The sequence below is a fragment of the Dendrosporobacter quercicolus genome, assembly GCF_900104455.1.
Classification (GTDB): domain Bacteria; phylum Bacillota; class Negativicutes; order DSM-1736; family Dendrosporobacteraceae; genus Dendrosporobacter; species Dendrosporobacter quercicolus.
In genome coordinates this window covers 54,068-72,307 of sequence record NZ_FNHB01000001.1, presented here as the reverse complement: position 1 = coordinate 72,307, position 18,240 = coordinate 54,068, and the positions used below count along the sequence as shown (strand labels likewise).

Annotated in this window: 14 protein-coding genes; all 14 read right to left on the bottom strand. The window is 50.0% G+C overall.

Annotated elements, in window-relative coordinates; all coding sequences use genetic code 11:
- Positions 1-28 precede the first annotated feature (28 nt).
- The 14 genes from BLR06_RS00315 to BLR06_RS00255 all read right to left on the bottom strand — a co-directional run bounded on the left by BLR06_RS00315 (position 29) and on the right by BLR06_RS00255 (position 18,239).
- Positions 29-1,660, bottom strand: a complete 1,632-nt coding sequence (locus tag BLR06_RS00315) for a nuclease-related domain-containing protein (protein WP_092067153.1) — start codon at positions 1,658-1,660, stop codon at positions 29-31.
- 129 nt (positions 1,661-1,789) lie between these two features.
- Complete coding sequence (locus BLR06_RS00310) at positions 1,790-2,119, bottom strand: hypothetical protein (protein ID WP_092067151.1); 330 nt, start codon at positions 2,117-2,119, stop codon at positions 1,790-1,792.
- 73 nt (positions 2,120-2,192) lie between these two features.
- The gene (locus BLR06_RS00305; protein ID WP_092067149.1) at positions 2,193-2,972 is read right to left on the bottom strand and encodes an REP-associated tyrosine transposase; all 780 of its coding nucleotides are present in this window, start codon (positions 2,970-2,972) and stop codon (positions 2,193-2,195) included.
- A gap of 50 nt (positions 2,973-3,022) precedes the next feature.
- Positions 3,023-3,139: a hypothetical protein gene (locus BLR06_RS20310; protein WP_422699895.1), complete on the bottom strand. Its 117-nt coding sequence runs from the start codon at positions 3,137-3,139 to the stop codon at positions 3,023-3,025.
- Between the two features lie 108 nt (positions 3,140-3,247).
- Positions 3,248-3,619, bottom strand: a complete 372-nt coding sequence (locus tag BLR06_RS00300; protein ID WP_092067147.1) for a hypothetical protein — start codon at positions 3,617-3,619, stop codon at positions 3,248-3,250.
- 20 nt (positions 3,620-3,639) lie between these two features.
- Positions 3,640-10,815 (bottom strand): RHS repeat-associated core domain-containing protein, encoded by a 7,176-nt coding sequence (locus tag BLR06_RS00295; protein ID WP_092067145.1) that lies wholly within the window; start codon positions 10,813-10,815, stop codon positions 3,640-3,642.
- Positions 10,816-11,307: 492 nt separating this feature from the next.
- Entirely contained in the window at positions 11,308-11,736 is a 429-nt protein-coding gene (locus BLR06_RS00290; protein ID WP_245697970.1) for a DUF4280 domain-containing protein, read from the bottom strand.
- 2 nt (positions 11,737-11,738) lie between these two features.
- Positions 11,739-12,290, bottom strand: coding sequence for a hypothetical protein (locus tag BLR06_RS00285; protein ID WP_092067143.1), 552 nt, complete (start codon positions 12,288-12,290; stop codon positions 11,739-11,741).
- 2 nt (positions 12,291-12,292) lie between these two features.
- The gene (locus BLR06_RS00280; RefSeq protein WP_092067141.1) at positions 12,293-13,360 is read right to left on the bottom strand and encodes a pentapeptide repeat-containing protein; all 1,068 of its coding nucleotides are present in this window, start codon (positions 13,358-13,360) and stop codon (positions 12,293-12,295) included.
- Between the two features lie 18 nt (positions 13,361-13,378).
- On the bottom strand, positions 13,379-14,776 hold the full coding sequence (locus BLR06_RS00275) for a hypothetical protein (protein ID WP_092067139.1): 1,398 nt from the start codon (positions 14,774-14,776) through the stop codon (positions 13,379-13,381).
- A 7-nt stretch (positions 14,777-14,783) separates the two neighbouring features.
- Positions 14,784-15,401, bottom strand: a complete 618-nt coding sequence (locus tag BLR06_RS00270) for a hypothetical protein (RefSeq protein ID WP_092067137.1) — start codon at positions 15,399-15,401, stop codon at positions 14,784-14,786.
- Positions 15,402-15,419: 18 nt separating this feature from the next.
- Positions 15,420-16,196 (bottom strand): hypothetical protein, encoded by a 777-nt coding sequence (locus tag BLR06_RS00265; protein WP_092067135.1) that lies wholly within the window; start codon positions 16,194-16,196, stop codon positions 15,420-15,422.
- Positions 16,197-16,227: 31 nt separating this feature from the next.
- Positions 16,228-16,938, bottom strand: a complete 711-nt coding sequence (locus tag BLR06_RS19875; RefSeq protein WP_092067133.1) for a hypothetical protein — start codon at positions 16,936-16,938, stop codon at positions 16,228-16,230.
- An 11-nt stretch (positions 16,939-16,949) separates the two neighbouring features.
- On the bottom strand, positions 16,950-18,239 hold the full coding sequence (locus BLR06_RS00255) for a hypothetical protein (protein ID WP_092067131.1): 1,290 nt from the start codon (positions 18,237-18,239) through the stop codon (positions 16,950-16,952).
- Between the last annotated feature and the right edge of the window lies 1 nt (position 18,240).

The following is an 18,240-nucleotide window of genomic DNA, read 5'->3' as shown; positions in this document are numbered from 1 at the left end:
ATAATAAAATATTATCTAAGATAAGGATTTAAAATTCATTTTTCGACTTTATCCAATCAATAAGTGAAGAATAATTAATTATTGGGAGTTGATTAGTGAGTAATTCTCCCACGGAAAAGTTTTTAGTTACAAACAATCCTGTTACGTTTTCTATACTGTCTGCTTCTAAAATATCTACCCCAATTAAAGGTAAAATACTCCTTAAATTTTCTTTTACAAACCTAACTTTCTTTTCTAATTTACCTATTTCATCATTTTGAATTCTTTTAACTTCATTGGCAACAGATGAAATATTTGTTTTTAAATCATAGTTTTTACACTCAATGACATATAAATTATATTGATAATATAATAATATATCTATTTGTCCAGGTGGTTCAATAAAAGGTGGCTTGCTACCGATTTTTGTAAAATTATAAAGGATTTTTTTTGAAAGACTATTCTTTAACAATTCATAGATTTCGACCTCAAATTCTTCATTTATTTCTGTGTGAATTTTCTCAAGTTCAATATTGAATTCTTTTAACTCAATATTGTTATAAAACACATCATTAATGAGAGACATCAGTGAAGATATTAATAGATTTATAGAAATTATTGCAGTCCCCTTATAAAAAAATACACTTTTCTGCAAAAGCTTATTTTTCTTATTTCTAAGATAATCAGCATTTTTATTTGGCTCTCTACTAATAAACTGTAATAATTTATTTATTTCTATCTCATTTTTATTTGTTAAGGTTTTTAATTCATTTTCCCAATCACTTGGCAAAAACATTATAATACTTCCTGATTGAGAACTATATTTATGACATAGTGAATCAATAAGATCAAATAACTCTTTAATTGAAAATCCAATAAATTTATTGCACAATGGATTTAATTTTTCGATTATCTCATCAGGAATATCAATATATTCTTTGCTTGTTGTCCAATTTAAAAATTTGTTTCCAACTGAATAAAAGCTCAAATTTTTTTCTTGCTTAAAATAAATTTGACCCTCAATATCAAAATTTAATTCTTTTACACATCCTATTGCTTTGCTTACTTGATCACGAATTATTATAATTTTCCCTAATGCACGTGAGTAATCAAGTATTTTATCTATATATAATTGGGGTTGGTTATCGGTTTTCACTTCTAATAAATTATCATAACAAATTTCCAATAATAACCTTAATAAAAATTTTTCTGATGCAATATGGCATTGCAACTTATAAAATAATTCGTTAAATTTCTCATGATTTTCTATAGTTGAGAAGTAAAAATCTAATTGTTTCTGAACTTCTGAATTATCTGCGTCTATAGTATGCTTTGTCTTATACCAGAAAAAAATTTCATACGTTAAAGATAAATGACGATTGAAGAAAGCTAATGCGGTAATAAAGCAAAGAAAAGGATCTGGGCTAATTAATTTTTTTAGTTCTTGTAATAACTCCTCTGCCATTTTATTACAAACATTTTTTATATCGGTAGTAAACGTTTTATTATTCAACCCGTTTTTTCTTGCCAAATTCTTTAAAATTTCCGAAGTTTTATCAATTGAATCTTTCTCCATAAAATTACAATCAATCCAAGTTTGAATATCCGAAAGATAATAAGCTCCTACATCTTGAACTAAATTGTTTATTTTATTCAATGCAAAATTTATATCATTGTTCATATTTTACATTCCTCCGTCAATAATAGATTAGAGTAACATTATTAATATTCCTGTCAAACCAAAAAGCTCCTGCTAGATAGTCCAAGTTCTAACAGGAGCTTTATCAATCACTACTTTTAGCAATAATTATCAGTTATACTGAATCCCCAAATACACATTATTTGCTTCCCGGTTATACGTTATCTTCCCCACAATCCGCTTTAACAGCCTATTCCGTTCCTGTACGCTCTCTAAATGCCGCCATTTTTCTTTAAATACCTTAATTTTTTGCTTTAGCTTGTCCAATGAAGGCATATTGCTTTGTTCCCGAATAATCAGCTTTAAACCGCCAATTTCGTGCTTCAGCGTTTGAATTTGCTCTTCACGCGAACTTTTTCGTTCCAGAAAGGCAATTTTATCAATACTGTCCTCCTCCCGCATTTCATATAACCGTTCTATGGCATGTTGATGTTTTGCCAACTCTTTTTCTTTAACAGCTAACGTCTTCTGGTATTGGGAAGCAACGGGACGGTTCGCATGCTTCTAAGATATGTTATGCCTTAAAAATAATACTTTGATGTATGCCAGTAATTCTTGCTATTTGCCGTTGTGTTGCCCCTTCTATACTTTTCATTTGCCTTAAGACATCATTTCTCCTAGGTTTTTCCATAGCCTGTAATTCTGCCAAAGATTGTCCCTTAAGTATAGTTTGGATCTCTTTATATATACTTTCATCGCTTTTCTTTTTCAATCTTATCTCTATTTCAAGAAACTTATTATCACTATTTTCTTGCTTCATGTACACCTTAAATCTATCTCGCGCGGACTCTTTATTCTCTGCGAATATTCCTAGTATAAATGCAGTATTAGTCAAATCTCCTGGATATTCCGATTGATTATAATAGGTCTCACAACTGCTCCATTTGTATTCCTCTGGCTTTAATACCATTTCTGCTTTTACTGGATTCTTATGTATATATCGTAATACACTTAACAAGTATTCATCAGTTTCTACAGTTTCGCTTTTATACCGATCCTGGAACACGTGCCCTGCTCGATCATATTTCTTGTTATACCACCACGCATAGCTTACCCCTATTCGCTTCATAACAGATGACATCGTTTCTTCTTTTTCGTGCAGCAACAAATGAACATGGTTACTCATTAGACAGTAACCGTATATTTCAAATTTGCCTATACTTTTAGCACGATTTATTGCTTCTAAATACTGTGAATAGTCTTCTTCATCATGAAATATATCCTGGCGATTTATTCCTCGAACCATAAGATGATAGATACCACTTTCACTTTTCTGTCGCGCACTTCTCGGCATCACATTTCACTCCACTATCTGTTTTATACTAATTTTAGCATAAAACAATATCAGGAGCAACAGAACCGTCCCTCAGCTTCGCGAATGTCTGCTCCCGTTTCTTTCATTGCTCTATTCATATATCTTTTGCACGAAGGATAAGGTGGACGTTGACCAGTAATAATCATTAATATAGGTCAGCGGATTTTTACGTCCACTGACCTATATTTTTTCAAAATTATGTAAGAATTATCTCTATGACATCAGACTGCCTCCTAATTAGTCCAAAACCATTCTTATATTTCTTCATACCTTTCTTTACTAAATCTAGATATCCAACCATCTTCTGTATATAGCTCACCCGCAAGACCATCACTCAATTCCCTAATATTACCACTTTGTCCATTGTTAACAACTTCGACATTTATATCTTCATATTCCTCTATCATAGCAAGATAATTATGTAAACTTACATCCACTATTTTAGGTACTAGCCATCTTAATGCCTCTTTTTGCTCCTCATTAAATCCTCCTATTTTTTCTAGTACCTGTTGAGCTGAAAGACCTTTCATCTTTCCACTTAATATCTTATCCCAATTTGATATCGTTCTATCTCTAACATTCTCCACTAAGACTTCTCCGAACTTATCCAGAACGCTTTTACTCATTTTATTAATACCTCCACATTTTATTTTGTATACCAAGGAATTCTAGTTGGTTGCGTCACACCTTGCTCTGCCAAGTTTTCTAATGACTGTTGAACCAAACGACTTGCTTCTTTCTCCGTTGCACCTCCAGCTTTTAATGCTTCATTTGCAATTCGTGTATGTTCTTCAAGTGTATTTGGACCCCCACTCTCATTAAGTTCTTTAAATAACTGTCTTTGCTTTGCAGTCATATCAGCATGGTTCAAACCATTCTCTTCCATAAACTTCTGACTAATACTAAATCCTTTATTGGGATCATAAGCAACGTCACCTTTAAACGCAGCCTTCGCATGAACATGATGTCCTCCGACGTCCCCATATTCTCCCACTTCAGCATTACTCGACCCCTCATATGGTTGAGACTTCTTCTCGCACGCATACCCGCTCGGGTCAGCATACGCCACCGGGTTATTCGCACAATACGCATATAGGTTCAGCCCGTCGCCCCGGTATTCGTCCTCCTGCGTAAATCGTGCAATTACAGGATTGTAGAATCTTGCCCGTAAATAATACTGCTGGGTTACCGGGTCATACTGCTGGCCGGTATACCGGTAGCGGTTTTCTACCTCTTCTTCGCAGACTACCGTATTGCCCCAGGCATCGTATTGATACCGGTTCTTTACCTCTGTTTCATCCGCTATAAATAGTATACTTCTCTGTTCGTCAGAAGCATAGTGATACCACGTTTTTTCCTGCATACACTCGCTAGCCCACAGTTCAAAGCTGCGGATAAGCCTCTTTTGCTCTTGATTCGTCTCTTCTACGACAACTTCCCTATTCTCATTAAAGATAAACTGGACAAGCTTGCCATTTTCCTCCAGCTCGCAGCGCAGGCCTTCAGCGTCGTAGCGGTTGATTTGAATACTTCCGTCTTTGGTCGCTACCTTGACCGTCCGATTGAAACCGTCGTAACTGTATTGCCTATCTCCGTCATCAAGCAAATTTCCTGCCTTGTCGTAGCTGTACTGTGTCGTCCGCCCCTGCTTTTCATGGCTGGTCAGCCGGTTTCGGGCGTCATAAGTATATTGTTCTTCTATACCTCTTGCTATGCGTCTTGTCCGGTTACCGGCTTTATCATAGAACAGTTCTTCGCCGTAGTCCGGGTACTGGACACGTGCCAGACGGTTCTGACTGTCATAGGTATATTGGGTCATCCCCCGAAGCTGCTCTTTCACCATGCGGTTGCCGTTGCCGTCATAGGTATACCGGTTTTGCTTAAGCAGTTGCCCGTTAAGCTCTATCTGCAGACTGCTGATGTTCTTGTCCGCGTCGTAGCCGTAGCTTGTCCGCATGCCGTTGACGCGAATAGCTTCTTTGAGCGTCCCATCGGGGTTATGCGTAAATTGGGCAATTCTTTGCCCTCCGTCGCGGATTTCCCGCAAGAGGTCTGTCGCTGTATAGCCATATTCCGTCGTCTTGCCCGTCACATCCGTCTGCCTGATTTTGTTGCCGTTCAGGTCGTACTCGTATGCCAGCAGTTTTCTGCCGCTGGCCGTTTTTTCCTTTAGCCGGCCGTCGGCGTGGTAGCGGTAGCCGTAGCGCATTCCCTGGGCTATGGCGGCTTTTAGGCTGCCGTCCGGGTAATATTCATAGGTTTCCCGCAGACCGCTGCTTATTTCTCGCTTTTCGGTTAGGGCGTCATAGATGTTGTAGCTGTACTCGACCTGGTTGCCGTTGCGGTCGGTGTGGCGTTTCAGCCGGCCTTCGGCGTCATAGAGGAAGGTGTCGGTTTCTCCGGTTTGATCGGTGACGGTTTGGAGCTTGTTGATGAGGTTGTATTCGTAGCGGATGGTATTGCCTTCGCCGTCAACGGTTTCGCTGATATTGCCGGCATAGTCGTAGGCATAGTATTCTTTGGTCCCGTCGGCTTTGATGATACCGGTGATTCTGCCCCATTTGTCCAGCTGGTATTGAGTTTTGTTGTTGTTGCCGTCAATAACGCCGGTAATGTTGCCCCGGGCGTCGTATTCATAGGCCTGGCTGGTTCCTCCCGCCGTGTAAATACTTTGTACACGCCCCGCCAGGTCATAGCTGTAGTCAACGCCGCTTTGGGCTGCGTCGCGCCGTTTGATCAGCCGGCCCGCCTGATCGTAGGTATTGGTCTCCGTTACGCTGCCGTCCGGTGCGATTACGCTGACAATCCGGCCTGTCTGATCATAGGTGTAGCGATAGCCTGTTCCGTCGTCGCCTTTGTTCCGGTATTCGTTCGGCAGTATCCGTCTGCTGACGCGTCCGTTTTTATCGTAGACTGTCCGGGTGACGCCGCCGTTTTTGCCGCGGTGTTTGATTTCCCTGTTTAAGAGGTCATATTCGTAGTGTTCTTCTACGCCCTTGACGTCTCTGATTTTGATGATGTTGCCGGCTTTGTCGTAGGTGATTTCGGTTTTGTTTTGGATGCCGTTTTGGTTGTCTTTGTGGGTTTCGGCGATGAGGCGGTCGGCGGCGTCGTATTGGCGTTCAATGCTATAGCCGGCCGGGGTGATGATTTTGACGACATTGCCGGTTTTGTCAAGCTCATAGCAGGTCCGGGCCGTGAAGTCGCCGCTGCCTGCCCGGTCGGCGCGCTGCTCGATTTCGGTGAGTCTGCCCGCCGCATCGTAGCGGTAGCGCAGGCTCTGGCAGGCGCTGTCGTTGATTTTGCGTTTTTCAAAGGTCCTCTGATTCAGGCAGTTGTAGCCGTATTCGATCACCGCGCCGGTATTGTCGCTTACTTTTTTGAGCCGGTTTTGCCGGTCATAGGACAAGCGGAGGCTCAGCACTCTGCCGCTGGCGCTGGTCTCGTCCTGTTCGTCAAGATAGCGGCGTTCTTCAATGAGGTTACCGGCGTTATCGTAGTGATATTCGGTCGCCTGGTAGCGGATTTCCCCGTCCGCTTGCCCGGCCGGAATGCGTTTTTCCGTCAGCCAGCCCAGGCAGTTGTAGCGATAATGGCTGCCGGGACGGGTGGCGATGCTGTCGCCCCGCGGCCAGCCGGCCGCATCGATTTCCTTGATGATGTTGCCGGACAGGTCGTAAACATAGGCCTTCTCCACCACTCCCTGCGGGTTGGTGATTTTGGTCAGCCGGTTCATTGCGTCATAGGCATAGCTGTAGCCGGGACCGTCGTCAGCCGCTTGGTCATAGTCCTGCGGCTGAATTTTTTTAATGATGTTGCCGCTTACGTCGTATTTGATCCGTTCTATGCCGCCGTCAGGATAGAGTATTTTGATTTTGTTGTTGTCGGTGTCATAACTATTTTCAATACCGGCGCCGGCCCGGCTTATTTCATCATAGACGTTAGGGTTGATTTCTTTGATGATATTTTCTTCGGCATCACGGTTGGCCGCCAGGGTGTTGCCCAGCGGGTCGATGCTGGCTACCAGCTTGTCCAGGGCGTCGTGACAATAGCGCCAGCCGGGGCCGGTGTGGCTGTTGCTGTCGTACTGGTTGGGCCGGATTTCTTTGATTAAATTGCCGAGCTTATCGTAATCGGATTTCCAGGTGTTGCCCAGGGCGTCGATTTCAATTGTTTGGTAGTTGAGGTTGTTGTAGCCGTACTCTTTCCTGCCCAGCGGGCTTTCTACTATCATCAGCCGGCCGGCCGCGTCGTATTCGTAATGAAACACGTCGCCGGCAGCGGTGGTTACACGCTTGGGGCGGCTTTGCCCCTCGGCGTAGTCGTAGGCCGTCCGGTTGCCGCTTCCGTCGGTGTAACTGACAATCCGGCCTCTGGCGTCATAGCTGTAGCTGATATTCTGCCAGCGTTCTCCTTCAATCCGGCTGCTTATTTCTACCAGGTTGCCGCGTTCGTCGTAGCGGTAGCGGATGTCGACGCCGCTGTTGTCACTCTCGCCTATTTTCCTGCCTGCCGCATCGTATTCGAGGGTGTGCATCAGTCCGTTGGGATAAAATTCGGCTGTCAGCTGGCTTGCCTGGTTGTAGGTGCGGCGGGTTTCATTGCCGCTGCGGTCTTTTTGCCAGATGATATTTTCTTTATCGTCGTATTGGGTTTCCTCTGTGGTTTTGTCGGCATAGACGATTTTTTCAACGAGGTTGCGCCGGTTGTAGTGATAGCTGGTCCGCTTGCCGTTGTGCGGCTGGGCGACGGTGGTCGTCCGGTCCTGCTCCTGGTAAAAGAAGAGGGTTTCGCCGCCATTAGCCAGGGTTTGCCGGATGACGCGCCCCCAGCCGTCGTATTCGTTAGCGACGTAGCGTTGTCCGTTCTGGTCGGTAATGGCGGTGATCCAGCCTTCAGCGGTGTATTCGTATTTGATCACGCCGTCGTTGGGGTAGACGACCTCGGTGAGCAGTTCTCCCTGGTAGCGGTAGCAAACCTGCCGGCCGAGCATGTCGCTGATTGCCGCCAGTTTGTCGTTCTCGTAGCTGAAGCGGAGGGTTTGCCCATTGGCCAGGGTGACGCGGCTGATGACAGCGCCGGTGTAGTGGATGTTCACCCGGTTGGCGTTGGCGTCCCTGATCGCGGTTAGCTGGCCGAATTCGTTATACTCCCGGGTTTTGTTGGTGTTAATCTCTTTAAGGCTGTAGCCGTGTTTTTCTTCTGTCAGGACCAGCGACCGGTCGCCGTCGCGCAGGTTTTCGCAGCGGCCGTTTTTGTATTCGAAGGTTTCGATGCGCAGGCCGTCCAGCAGGATTCTGATCTGGTTTTCCCGCCGCTCCAGCCGGCTGCCGAGGTTGAGCAGCCAGCGGCTGCCCAGGTGCTGGCGCTTGTTTTCGTACATGGATTCGTAGCTTCTGGTGAGGACAAAGTCTTCGCCCAGGTCGGTTACAACAAGGTCGGTCATTTGCAGGCTGAAGGAGCCGTTCACTACGTTGACCGGATCGCCGGTGCAGGTGGTCGTGGTTTCTTTGAGGCCCTGCGCCGGGGTATCTTTATCAAGGCCGTGTTTTTTGCCGCCATTGTTGTCCGCCGCGCTGCTCCGGCCGGCAGCCTTGCTGTTGCTGCCTTTTTGGAGCCGCCTCGCTCCCGATCCGACGATCGCTCCGTCCTGCAGTACGCCGAATGCCAGATTGAGCGTTTCGGGGTCGTCGAAGCTGAAGCTGCCGTCTTCAATTTTTCGGCCCAGGGCGGCGATCCCCTCTTTGCTCCGCATTAGGGCGTTAAAGGCCAGTGCTCCGGTGATCAGACGCTCGACGGTCCGGATGGTGTTGGCGGCTTTGGCTGTTTTGGCGGCTGTGTTGGCAAGCCGGGCGCCCGCTACTGCCAGTTTGAGGCCTTTGCCGGCTACGTTGGCGCCGGGGGCCAGGCAGCCGACCAGTGAGCAAGTAGCGCCGAAATAGTCGCCCCGCGCCAGGGAGATGGCGGCGTTGAGACCGTTGGCAAGCACGTTGCAGACCGGAATGCAGCCGGCTATGTCAAGCAGAATCTGGGCCCCGTCGAGCAGGGCGTCAAACAGTGACGGCTCGCTTGCGGTAGCGTGCTGGTTTTTGGTGTAGCCCAGCTGGCGGTAAGCCGGCGTGCTGATGGCAATGGCGCCGCCGCTGAGCCGGAGCTCGCTGGCGCCGATTCCCAGGCTGCAGTTTTCCAGCCCGTAAAGCAGCAGGGATTGCGCCGGCGGTCTTTGGGGTTCCGCCGCTTCATCCGCCGGAGACGGCACGGCCGGGGCGCTGCTCCCGCCGCCGAAGACGGTTTGAACGTTTTGGACGGTGGCCGGGATTTCCGCCGCCACAGACTGGACGCCTTCGCGAAAGCTTGCGGCGATGTCAGCCCCCATTTGCTTAAGGATTTCCTGACCGGCATTGGGCGGCTTGCTGCCGCCGCCGGCCATATAGCCGGCCGCTCCCTGGTTGTGCCGGGTATCGTATTTTTCTTTTGTTTGGACAAATTCATTTTCGGCAATCGCGCTGTTTGCCGCCACCAGCTTGAGCCGTTTGTTCGCCTGGATATGGATGTCCTGGCTGCTTCTAATGACAATGCCGGCCGCGTCGGTCATGTGGATGAGGGCCTGGTTGCCGCCCCCCTGGTCGTACGCTCCCCGCGCCGCTACCAGTTCGCAGCTTTCCGGGGTCATTTTGAGCATTTTGTTGGTCGAGTTGAGCATTTTGCTGGCCGGGTCAACGTAGTCCTGATGGCTGGCGCTGTTGGAACGCCGGCTGCCCAGTGCGACCGCTTTGCCGTTGTTTTCGTAGTAAACAAAGACTTCATCGCCTTCGTCAGGCATGGAGTAAAAGTAGTTGTTCATGGTGTTTTCAAATGGCAGCCACATGGCGCTGGCTTCGTCCTGTTCGGGGTCGCAGTAGAAGTGGACTTTGATGTGCGTTCCCTGCACCCGGATGATTTTGCCTTTGATGGCGTCGTGCTGGTTGAGCGCGCCGGCGCTTGTCCGGCTGTCCGGCCGGCAGCCCTCGGGGTGCGAGAGCGTCAGGCGGTTTTCCACGGCTGCGCCAACGGTGACGATTTCGCTGCGCTGGCTCCAGCGCACGCGTTCGCCCTCGCTTTCAATCCGGCAGCCTGCGCCGATGGTCAGATCATAGCTGGTTTTTTCTTCGGTTTCAAATTCGCAGGCTTCAGCCTGTTCATCGAAGTTTTGTTTGATTTTGATGTATTTCAGGATGTCTTTGCCGCTGTCGGCCGGTTTTTTGCGCGTTTCCTCCCCCAGCGCCTTGCTGGCAAGGGGATAGACGCCGATTGCCAGCCGCATCAGTTCTGATTTACTGTCTGTGAAAAGGTATGCGCCGTGTTGATTGGCGATCCGCCGCAGGAACTGCCAGTCGGTTTCGGCGTTCTGGTAGAGCATTTGCCTGATGGTAATGTCGGCGGCGACTTCCACCCGGATGCCATAGGCGGCCATGACGCTGTTGGCGACTTCGCTCAGGGTCTTGACTGTGCTTTGGAAGGTGCGGCTGATTTTTTGGCGGTCGGCGCGCATGCTGATGGATTTGGCGTTTAGCACGAGTTCGCTGTAGCCGGCTTGGTTCACGAGACTCACGGTTTGGCAGATGCCGGCGAAGACGATTGCTCCGTCGGCGTCGGTCACTTTTACCGGCGCGTCTTCAAGTTCGAGCGCTTCGGTGACACTCAGCATGGTTTTGCAGATAAGCTCCAGCTTCATTTGACCGTGTTCGTTGGCTTCGTCCAGGATATGGATATGTTTAATTCGCAGGCAGTTTTTGGCGAATTCCACCTTCAGACGCCCCAGTTCCTGCAGTTGTTTTGCCATGGAAGTTCCTCCTTTCTTTGACCCTGACTTTTCTTTTTTCTACTGTACTCATTTCCTTTCTCTATTAAAAATTGCCAATGACACTGCTTTTCCATATCCTGGCTGTATTCGTTAGGCAAGCATGCTTTCACAAGCACAGGTTCCACAGATCACCAAATATTTGGATAGCTTGATCGATAAATTCTATATTTCCAGAATCGGTTGACATTGCAACTAAGAATAACGCTATAAAAGGGTAAACAATATACCCAATCCCATCTGCAATTCCAGCCACAATCCTATGTCCGATACTAGGAAAATCCAAATAACTGAAGAAAATATGTATTTATTTCTGAAGCATGATCAAATGGTCATATTCATTTTACAATTAAGATCTGATATAGCTGATATAACCACACCAGTTTCTTTATTTATCCCTATACTATTAATGTTGCCTTTATTTTTCACCGGCATAGCAATTCCACTTCCTTTTCGTTTGGACTGCCCAAAACACTACGGATTTACCGCCTCCACAGCGGAAGCGATGGTCTCCACTTTGTCGCCGTCAGCTTGGTTGCGTTCGCCGATTTGAGCGCTTCCGGCGTTGACCGGTATAATGGAGATCACGCCGCCTTTGACGCAGGTGAGCTTGCTTTGTTCCGTCAGTGCCGGCGCTCCTTCAAGGATATGCTTCTTATTGACGTTGATCCAGGCCAGCGGCGTCACAGGCGCGCAGGGCAAGCGCATCGCCGCGCAAAAACCGAATTTGAGAATGTGCCGGCCCGGCACGTGATCGTTGGCGTTCAACAACGGCTCCATGCCCGGCGTATAGGCCACGCCATGATCTTCAGGCAGATTTAGGATATTGGGCGAGCTGCCCTTGCTGCATTTGCATTTGGTCCCCCGGGGAGTATAGGCAGGCCCTGATGCGGTTGTCGACATTGTTATTCCCTCACTTTCACTCGTTCCAGACCCGCCGCCAGCGGTCTGCGACGCAAAATGCATTCGGCTGCCGTCAGCGATACGAGCCAGATTTCTTCGACCAGCCCGGCTACCTTCAGGATATGTTTATGCCGGACCGCGTTTTCTTTGACGACAAGTTCCTCAATTATGCCGGTATCATAGATCCGGGCCGCCGGATGCAGGCACCAGGTTGGTTCAATGTCAGGAATCCAGTATAGCGGCGCCGGTGATTTGAGGCCGGCCGCGGCATCAAAATCCAGCGGGTAGAGCTGGATGCCCTTGAACCGGAGTTCCGGCTCCAGGAGCGCAAACAGGTCCCGGAACCGGTTGGCGATCATAAAGCAGGGCGACTGCAGGATATCGCAGATTTCCAGCCCCATATCCGGCTGATAGTAAGCGACAATCAGGTCCTCCAGCGCGGCAAAGGCGCTCTGGTTCATTTTATAGGGATAATGTTCTCTGTCAATGGCTTGGATGACGATAGGATTGGAGGCGGTCTTGCTTTGTATCAGCCGGAAATATTCGCGTTCCATATTTATTCCTCCCCGCCTTCCTTCATCCGGGCGACGGCAAATTCCTGGAAATTGGAATCCGTATAGTCGCCGCCTTCGATTTCGATTTGGGTCAGCAGACAATCTGTCAGCAAAGCGCCGGGAAAACGGCAGTCTGCCAGACTTACCGCCGCCAGCGCGCAGCCGGCGAATTCCAAGTGGCGATAGGCGTCGTTTTTTTCATACGCCCGGCACAGCGGCGCGGCCAGCACGTCCCGGAAGCGGACTTCACTGAACCGCGTGTCCAGAAACAGCGCGCCAGGCAGCCGGACCCGGCTGAACAGGCTGCGGTCAAAACGACAGCCGACAAAGGTTACGTCGCTCAAATCAACCTCCTCAAAGCTGCAGTCTTCGAAGCTGCAGTCCCGGAACCGGCTGCCGCTTAAATCAAGCTGGGCAAACTTCTTTTTGCTATAGCGGCATTTTTCATAAACCCGAAAGCGTAAAGAGTCATCGCTGCTGCGATTGAAAATGTCAATGGGCGTCAGAAGGGCGTAAACCGCGCCCTGCCAGTCCTGATACTCACCAAACAGGATATAGAATTCATCGGTACGGCGCAGAGCGCAAAGGGCCGCCCCTATCGCCGGCGACTGCAGCCAGTATTTCAGCCGCGTGTACAGGCCGTAGGCCAGCAGCCGGAAGGATTGCCAGCGCATGCTCTCCAGATGCGCCGGCCGCACCCAGGCCCGCTGCCCTTTGGCCGCCTCCGTCATGGCGTCTTCGTGCTCCTGCCAATGAACGAACAGCCAGGCGGCGTCTATGTATTCGCTGTAAACCGGCTCTGCCGCAAGCCATTGCTCGCTGTAAAAATCAAGACGCAGTTTGGGCTCGCCAAAGTAGACGCTGGTGTACATCGCCGCCATGGTCAGATATGCTACCGGCGGCAGGCCGTGCTGCTGCAGCCGCGCCGCCTGGTCAACCGCGCCGGCCACGGCAACGGTGCAGGACGCGGCGGCAGTTCCATTCTCCATATCCCGCAGGGTGTCAGCCAGCAGCCGGCGCGCCAGCGGAGCATAGCGTTCCTCCTGGAACGCGGCGACAAAATCCCTCATCTGTTCCGCCTCCTTCGCTCAGGTAATGATGACATCCTTGGCTGCCAGGGTGATCTGGTTTGGCAGCATATTGATAAACGACTCGCCCGATTGCAGCAGGATTTGCTCCTTTGCCAGCACCTGGATGTCTTTCTTCGCCTGTACGGTCACATTAGCTTCTGATTCCACGACGATATTCTCCGAAGATACGATCTTAATGCCGTCGTCCTGAGTCAAATCGATGAAGATTTTTTGGTGCTGGCAGATGATATACAGGCCGCTGTCAGTCATCAGCAGCTCCTTGCCGCTGGGGGCTTTAAGGCTTTTATGGCGCGGGTTGGCCAGCGGCGCCGTGTTGATCGAACTGGCGGCAAAGCCGTCCGCTTCATTTTTGGAAGGAAACATAATGCGCACGTAGTCGCCGATTTCCGGCATGCAATACCAGCCGCTGCCGTCGTTGCTGGAGTAGGCGGTCGAATAGGGGAACCACCAGTCGCCGCTGCCGTCGTACTCTTTGTCGATTTCTAAAAGATGCACTTTGACGGTATCGCGTTTCACGTCTTTGACCTGACCGATCAAAACCCGGCCGGCGCAGGCGGCATTGGACACGTGCGGCGCGACAAAACCGGTTTTCCCGGCCAGGAGGTACTCCATTTCCAGAATGCCGTCGACGAGGCGGGCTTCTACTTTCTTGACGCGGCACTCGCTGCCGTTGATGGAGATGATGTCGCCAAGGTAGACATAGTCATAGGACCGGGCGATCAAGGCGGAGAAATCCTGCCGCAGTGCCTCGCCGCCGCCTGGCATGTCGTTTGCGGTAACCCGGTTATACGCATCGTCTTCTTTGCCGTGGAGAAAGGAGGTGGTGGTAATTTCCTTGGTGTTGGCCACCGGCGGCAGGCCGACGAATACCATCGGCTTAGGTGCGGTGATGCTGGCGAAAACCGGCACGTTAAAGCGGGAAGCCATGCGTTTGGTGAACTCCCAGTTGGTCTCATCCATTTGCATGATAAGCGCGCCGGTGGCCTGATCGGTTATGGTCAGCTCGACGCTCCCGTTGCCGGCGTACGCTTGGTTGAGTATCTGTTCATAGGTTTTGCCGCCGTTCTGATAGGTGCGTGATATTTTTTTGATGTCCTGTAAAAAACTGGAGGTAATGCCATGAACGGTCAGCAGGCTGTAGCCGGCTTCGTTGGTCACCGACAGGTTTTGTACGCCGCCTTTAAACAGGGTTAGTGTTTCTTTGCCAACCGAAGCGGTCACGGTGAGCGCGGTGGTTTCATCGGCCCGCTGCTCGCAGTCTTTGGCGTCTTCCGGCGTAATTTCGCCGACAATCGTGATTAGACCATGCTCGTTAGGATGGTGCGAAATGTACAGTTCTTTGATCCGGGTAAAGGGAAAGCCTTCGACCTGAATGGTGCTGTGGATGATGCTCACGCTGCGTTCACTCCCTATTCACCAAAATTCGGTAGGATGCAATGATCTCCTCGGCAAGCGGCTCCAGCCGCTTGCTGTCCTGGTAGCGAAAATTGACAAAGCCGATCAGCAGCCGGGCGTCGACGTTGGCATAGAACATGATGTTGTACAGCGCGCCCTCCAGCGTCTGACTGATAAAATGCATTTTTGCCACCTGCCGGCCGCCGCAATGAATGGTTTCGGTTTTGACCACTTTTACCTGCGGGCCGCCTTTTTCCAGCAGGCCGCGGGCCAGCTTGGGAAATTCCTTGATTTGCTCTTCGGGCACAGGATGCCGGGTGTGGTTAAAACCCAGCATAAAATACAGCGGTTCATTGCCCATGACCAATTGCGGCCGGTTGCCTAACGGAAACAGCGCCTGTACGACATCCGCATCCAGGGCAATAAAGTCGGTGGGAATCCGTATTGAGATTTTGCCGTCCAGCAGTTCCCTGTCGGCAAATGCGGTCAGGTGTCCGAAGATATCGACAGCTTCATCATAAATACTTTGCTGCAGCTCGCGGTCGACAGTCTCATCGGCGTGGGCCCGGGCCGCGGCTGCTTTCGCGTTGTTTTTCAGTTCCAATATGCTTTCATCCTTTTCCATTCGTTCCCGCCTCCTTTATCAGTCCACAATGACCTGGCGTCTTTGGCGCGCCGCGCGGGAAAGCTCACGTTCGCCATTGCTCTTAATCCGGTTCAGGATGGTGAGCAGTGCTTCAAAAATCGCCGGATTGCCGCATTCGGCAATTTCTTTTTGCAGCCGGGTTGCCGTATAGAACAGGAGGGCCTCCCGACTCAGCGCCTCCCTGGCGTTCAGGGCCTGCAGGCAAAACGCCGTATCGACAGGGTCCATCGCGTACGCAGCCGCTTCCCTGGCAAAGGCGCGGGTGATGCCCGGCGACAGTGAGCTTGTCCCGCAGGCGGCAAAGGGCGCGTAAATGGTATTGACTGTGTCGAATTCCGTATTGCGGTCCGCAAAATCCACATAGTTCATCCGGAGCCTGGCGCCGCGCTGCAGTTTAAAACGGCATAGCTCTATTTGGGCCTGACTGCGTTCCAGCCGGTCTGTCAGCATGGTTTCCACCTCGCGGTAAATATAGCCGTCTCTTCTGGCTTCGTCTTTAAATTGCAGCATAAAGACCGTCCATTCGTCTGTGGGATAGTACGCAAGCGACAGCGGTTCCGTGATCAGATAAAGGTTGCCTGCATAGCGGATGACACCCCGGTTTAAGATAATCGTATCCGCCGTTGTCGTTATGCGGCAGCCGCTGACAATACCGTCGCTATAGTCTTCGTGGATGAGCCGCCCGTACTCGTAAGCATAATCGCGCAGTGCCGTCAGCATGGCTGTTCTCAGCACATGCGCGTGTTCAAAGAGGGGGAAAATCTGTCCATTCATTAGCCATTTGCCTCCTTTTTCAAAAGCTACCCTAAAACAGTGCGATGGCGTCAGTCTGCATAACGGCGTCTACGCCGATGATACCAAAATGAACTTCCCAGAAAAGCCGCGCCGAAAAGCCCAAGGGCAGAAACAGGTCGAGCAGGAACTGTATAATTTGCGCCTTTTCTTTTGTTTCTTTTTCGCCAAGATACAGCAAAAGTTCTTTGCCGTTATAATTGCTTTGATAGATCAGGCTGCCGGTAAACGCCGTCCGGACGGCCCGGCGGAAAACCCTGAGGCTGGTTCCTATTTGAATTTGAGTTAAAAGTTCATTGGCCAGGCAGAACTGCAGGTTCCGATCCATTATCGCTACCGCCGCGGCCGCTTTCCGGCCGTAAATGCCGTTCAAAAGCTCCGCCCTGAGTTGACGGACAAAATATTCCCGCTTGGTGAGGCCGTGCTTTAAGTCGATTTCACTTAAGAGATGCACGACGACGTCGAAAAAGCTGGCGACGCACTGGATAAGGTTCCGGTTTTCCGGCCGGGCCAGCAGTTCCGGATGCAACAGCTCCTGAAAAATATGGCTGAACCGGTAGAGCGCGTTGATTTCGACGGCGGTACCGTCGAGCCGGTCCTGATTGATGCAGGCAAACGCCTGCTCGCAATACGGACTGAATTCTTCCGCCTGCTGAAACAGTAGATCGGCTTTGTCCATGCCCTGCTCCCCGGCCTGTAAAACGATGTCCCAGATAAAATTCACGCCGCTCCCTCCTATACCAGCCGGCCGCAGCATTCGTATTCGGGAAAATGACGCTGCACTACGCTCACTAAAAAACTCATGATATCCCGGTTGAGGTAAAAATCGTAGTCGGCAGGCTGAAAGTCAAGCCGCATGGCCGTCTCCCAGGCGCCTGTCCTGAGTTCGTCCCGGATAAAGTCGTCGACGATATACGTTTCTTTGTCAGGGAAACTGGCTACCAGTTCCACGCCGGCAAATGCCAGATCTGTTTCGTAGCCGCAGGCCTGAATCAGCCGGCTCAGCTCCAGCTTGGTCTTGACCGGCTGCCGGAACACGCCCGTGAGCGTATCGGCGAAAGACGCCTGTTTGGCATTGCCCATCAGCCGGTTGGGATAGGCGTGCTTGACCTGGGAATTGCACTGGTACATTTCCCAGGTAACGGGATCGGCCAGCGGGCAGGTAATCAGAAGATCGCCCTGGGTCCAGCGGATGTTGGCCACACGCACATCTGGATTGGTCACCAGGTAACGCGCGCCTTCCCTAAATTTATGCCGGAAAATCCGGTGTTCGTAATTGATTTTGTCTACACACGGTTCCGGATAGGTGCTTGTACGTATGGAAATCGTTTCCAGATTCCACAGCGGCACCTGGTGGTAACGGATCGCCGGGGCATATTCCTCGAAATCGATTACGGCTTCTTCAATCATTTCCCGGGCATTCCCATTTTCGATATCATCGATATATACGTCGAACAATTTGTACAAATATGGCGCGCAGACGCTGCGCCAGGGCAGGTAGTTCAGCTCGAATATCCGGTACAAATCTTCAATCTGCCGCCTGTACGCCAGGTTGCGGCGAACATGAAACTGCCCGGTATATTCGCTGTGCCGCGTCTTGATAACGCCGCGGAACTTCCGCTCGGGCCGGTCGAATTTGCAGGCTTCCAGATGATCAGCCTGCAAAAAAACCGTATAGAGAAAAAATGGCGCCTTTTCATTGAGACTGCTAAGAAGCGCCTCTGTGTCCACTTGATGCGACTGCAGGTCTTCCGGCCGCATCGGCAGCAAAAAGTCATCCGTGACGTCATAGAGCCTGCGGTCAATTATATTTGTTATGATTGCGGGGCCCTCCACCGGCATCGGCACTTCTGCAAATACACGCCGCTCCAGGCCTTTGTACTCTGCCTCGATTTCGTCCCAGAGTTCGAGAAACAATCCTTCGACAACGGATTTGAAAACGCGGCGGCTTTCCAGATGATCGATTTCCAACAACCGTTTTTGTACATAACTTCGCATGTCAAATTCTTCGTCAAATATGCGCATA

Excerpts from the sequence above, each read along its gene's own strand:
- BLR06_RS00315 (WP_092067153.1), bottom strand. The coding sequence starts at position 1,660 with ATGAACAATGATATAAATTTTGCATTGAATAAAATAAACAATTTAGTT.
- BLR06_RS00305 (WP_092067149.1), bottom strand. The coding sequence starts at position 2,972 with ATGCCGAGAAGTGCGCGACAGAAAAGTGAAAGTGGTATCTATCATCTT.
- BLR06_RS20310 (WP_422699895.1), bottom strand. The coding sequence starts at position 3,139 with ATGATTATTACTGGTCAACGTCCACCTTATCCTTCGTGCAAAAGATAT.
- BLR06_RS00300 (WP_092067147.1), bottom strand. The coding sequence starts at position 3,619 with ATGAGTAAAAGCGTTCTGGATAAGTTCGGAGAAGTCTTAGTGGAGAAT.
- BLR06_RS00295 (WP_092067145.1), bottom strand. The coding sequence starts at position 10,815 with ATGGCAAAACAACTGCAGGAACTGGGGCGTCTGAAGGTGGAATTCGCC.
- BLR06_RS00290 (WP_245697970.1), bottom strand. The coding sequence starts at position 11,736 with ATGTCGACAACCGCATCAGGGCCTGCCTATACTCCCCGGGGGACCAAA.
- BLR06_RS00285 (WP_092067143.1), bottom strand. The coding sequence starts at position 12,290 with ATGGAACGCGAATATTTCCGGCTGATACAAAGCAAGACCGCCTCCAAT.
- BLR06_RS00280 (WP_092067141.1), bottom strand. The coding sequence starts at position 13,360 with ATGAGGGATTTTGTCGCCGCGTTCCAGGAGGAACGCTATGCTCCGCTG.
- BLR06_RS00270 (WP_092067137.1), bottom strand. The coding sequence starts at position 15,401 with ATGGAAAAGGATGAAAGCATATTGGAACTGAAAAACAACGCGAAAGCA.
- BLR06_RS00265 (WP_092067135.1), bottom strand. The coding sequence starts at position 16,196 with ATGAATGGACAGATTTTCCCCCTCTTTGAACACGCGCATGTGCTGAGA.
- BLR06_RS00255 (WP_092067131.1), bottom strand. The coding sequence starts at position 18,239 with ATGCGCATATTTGACGAAGAATTTGACATGCGAAGTTATGTACAAAAA.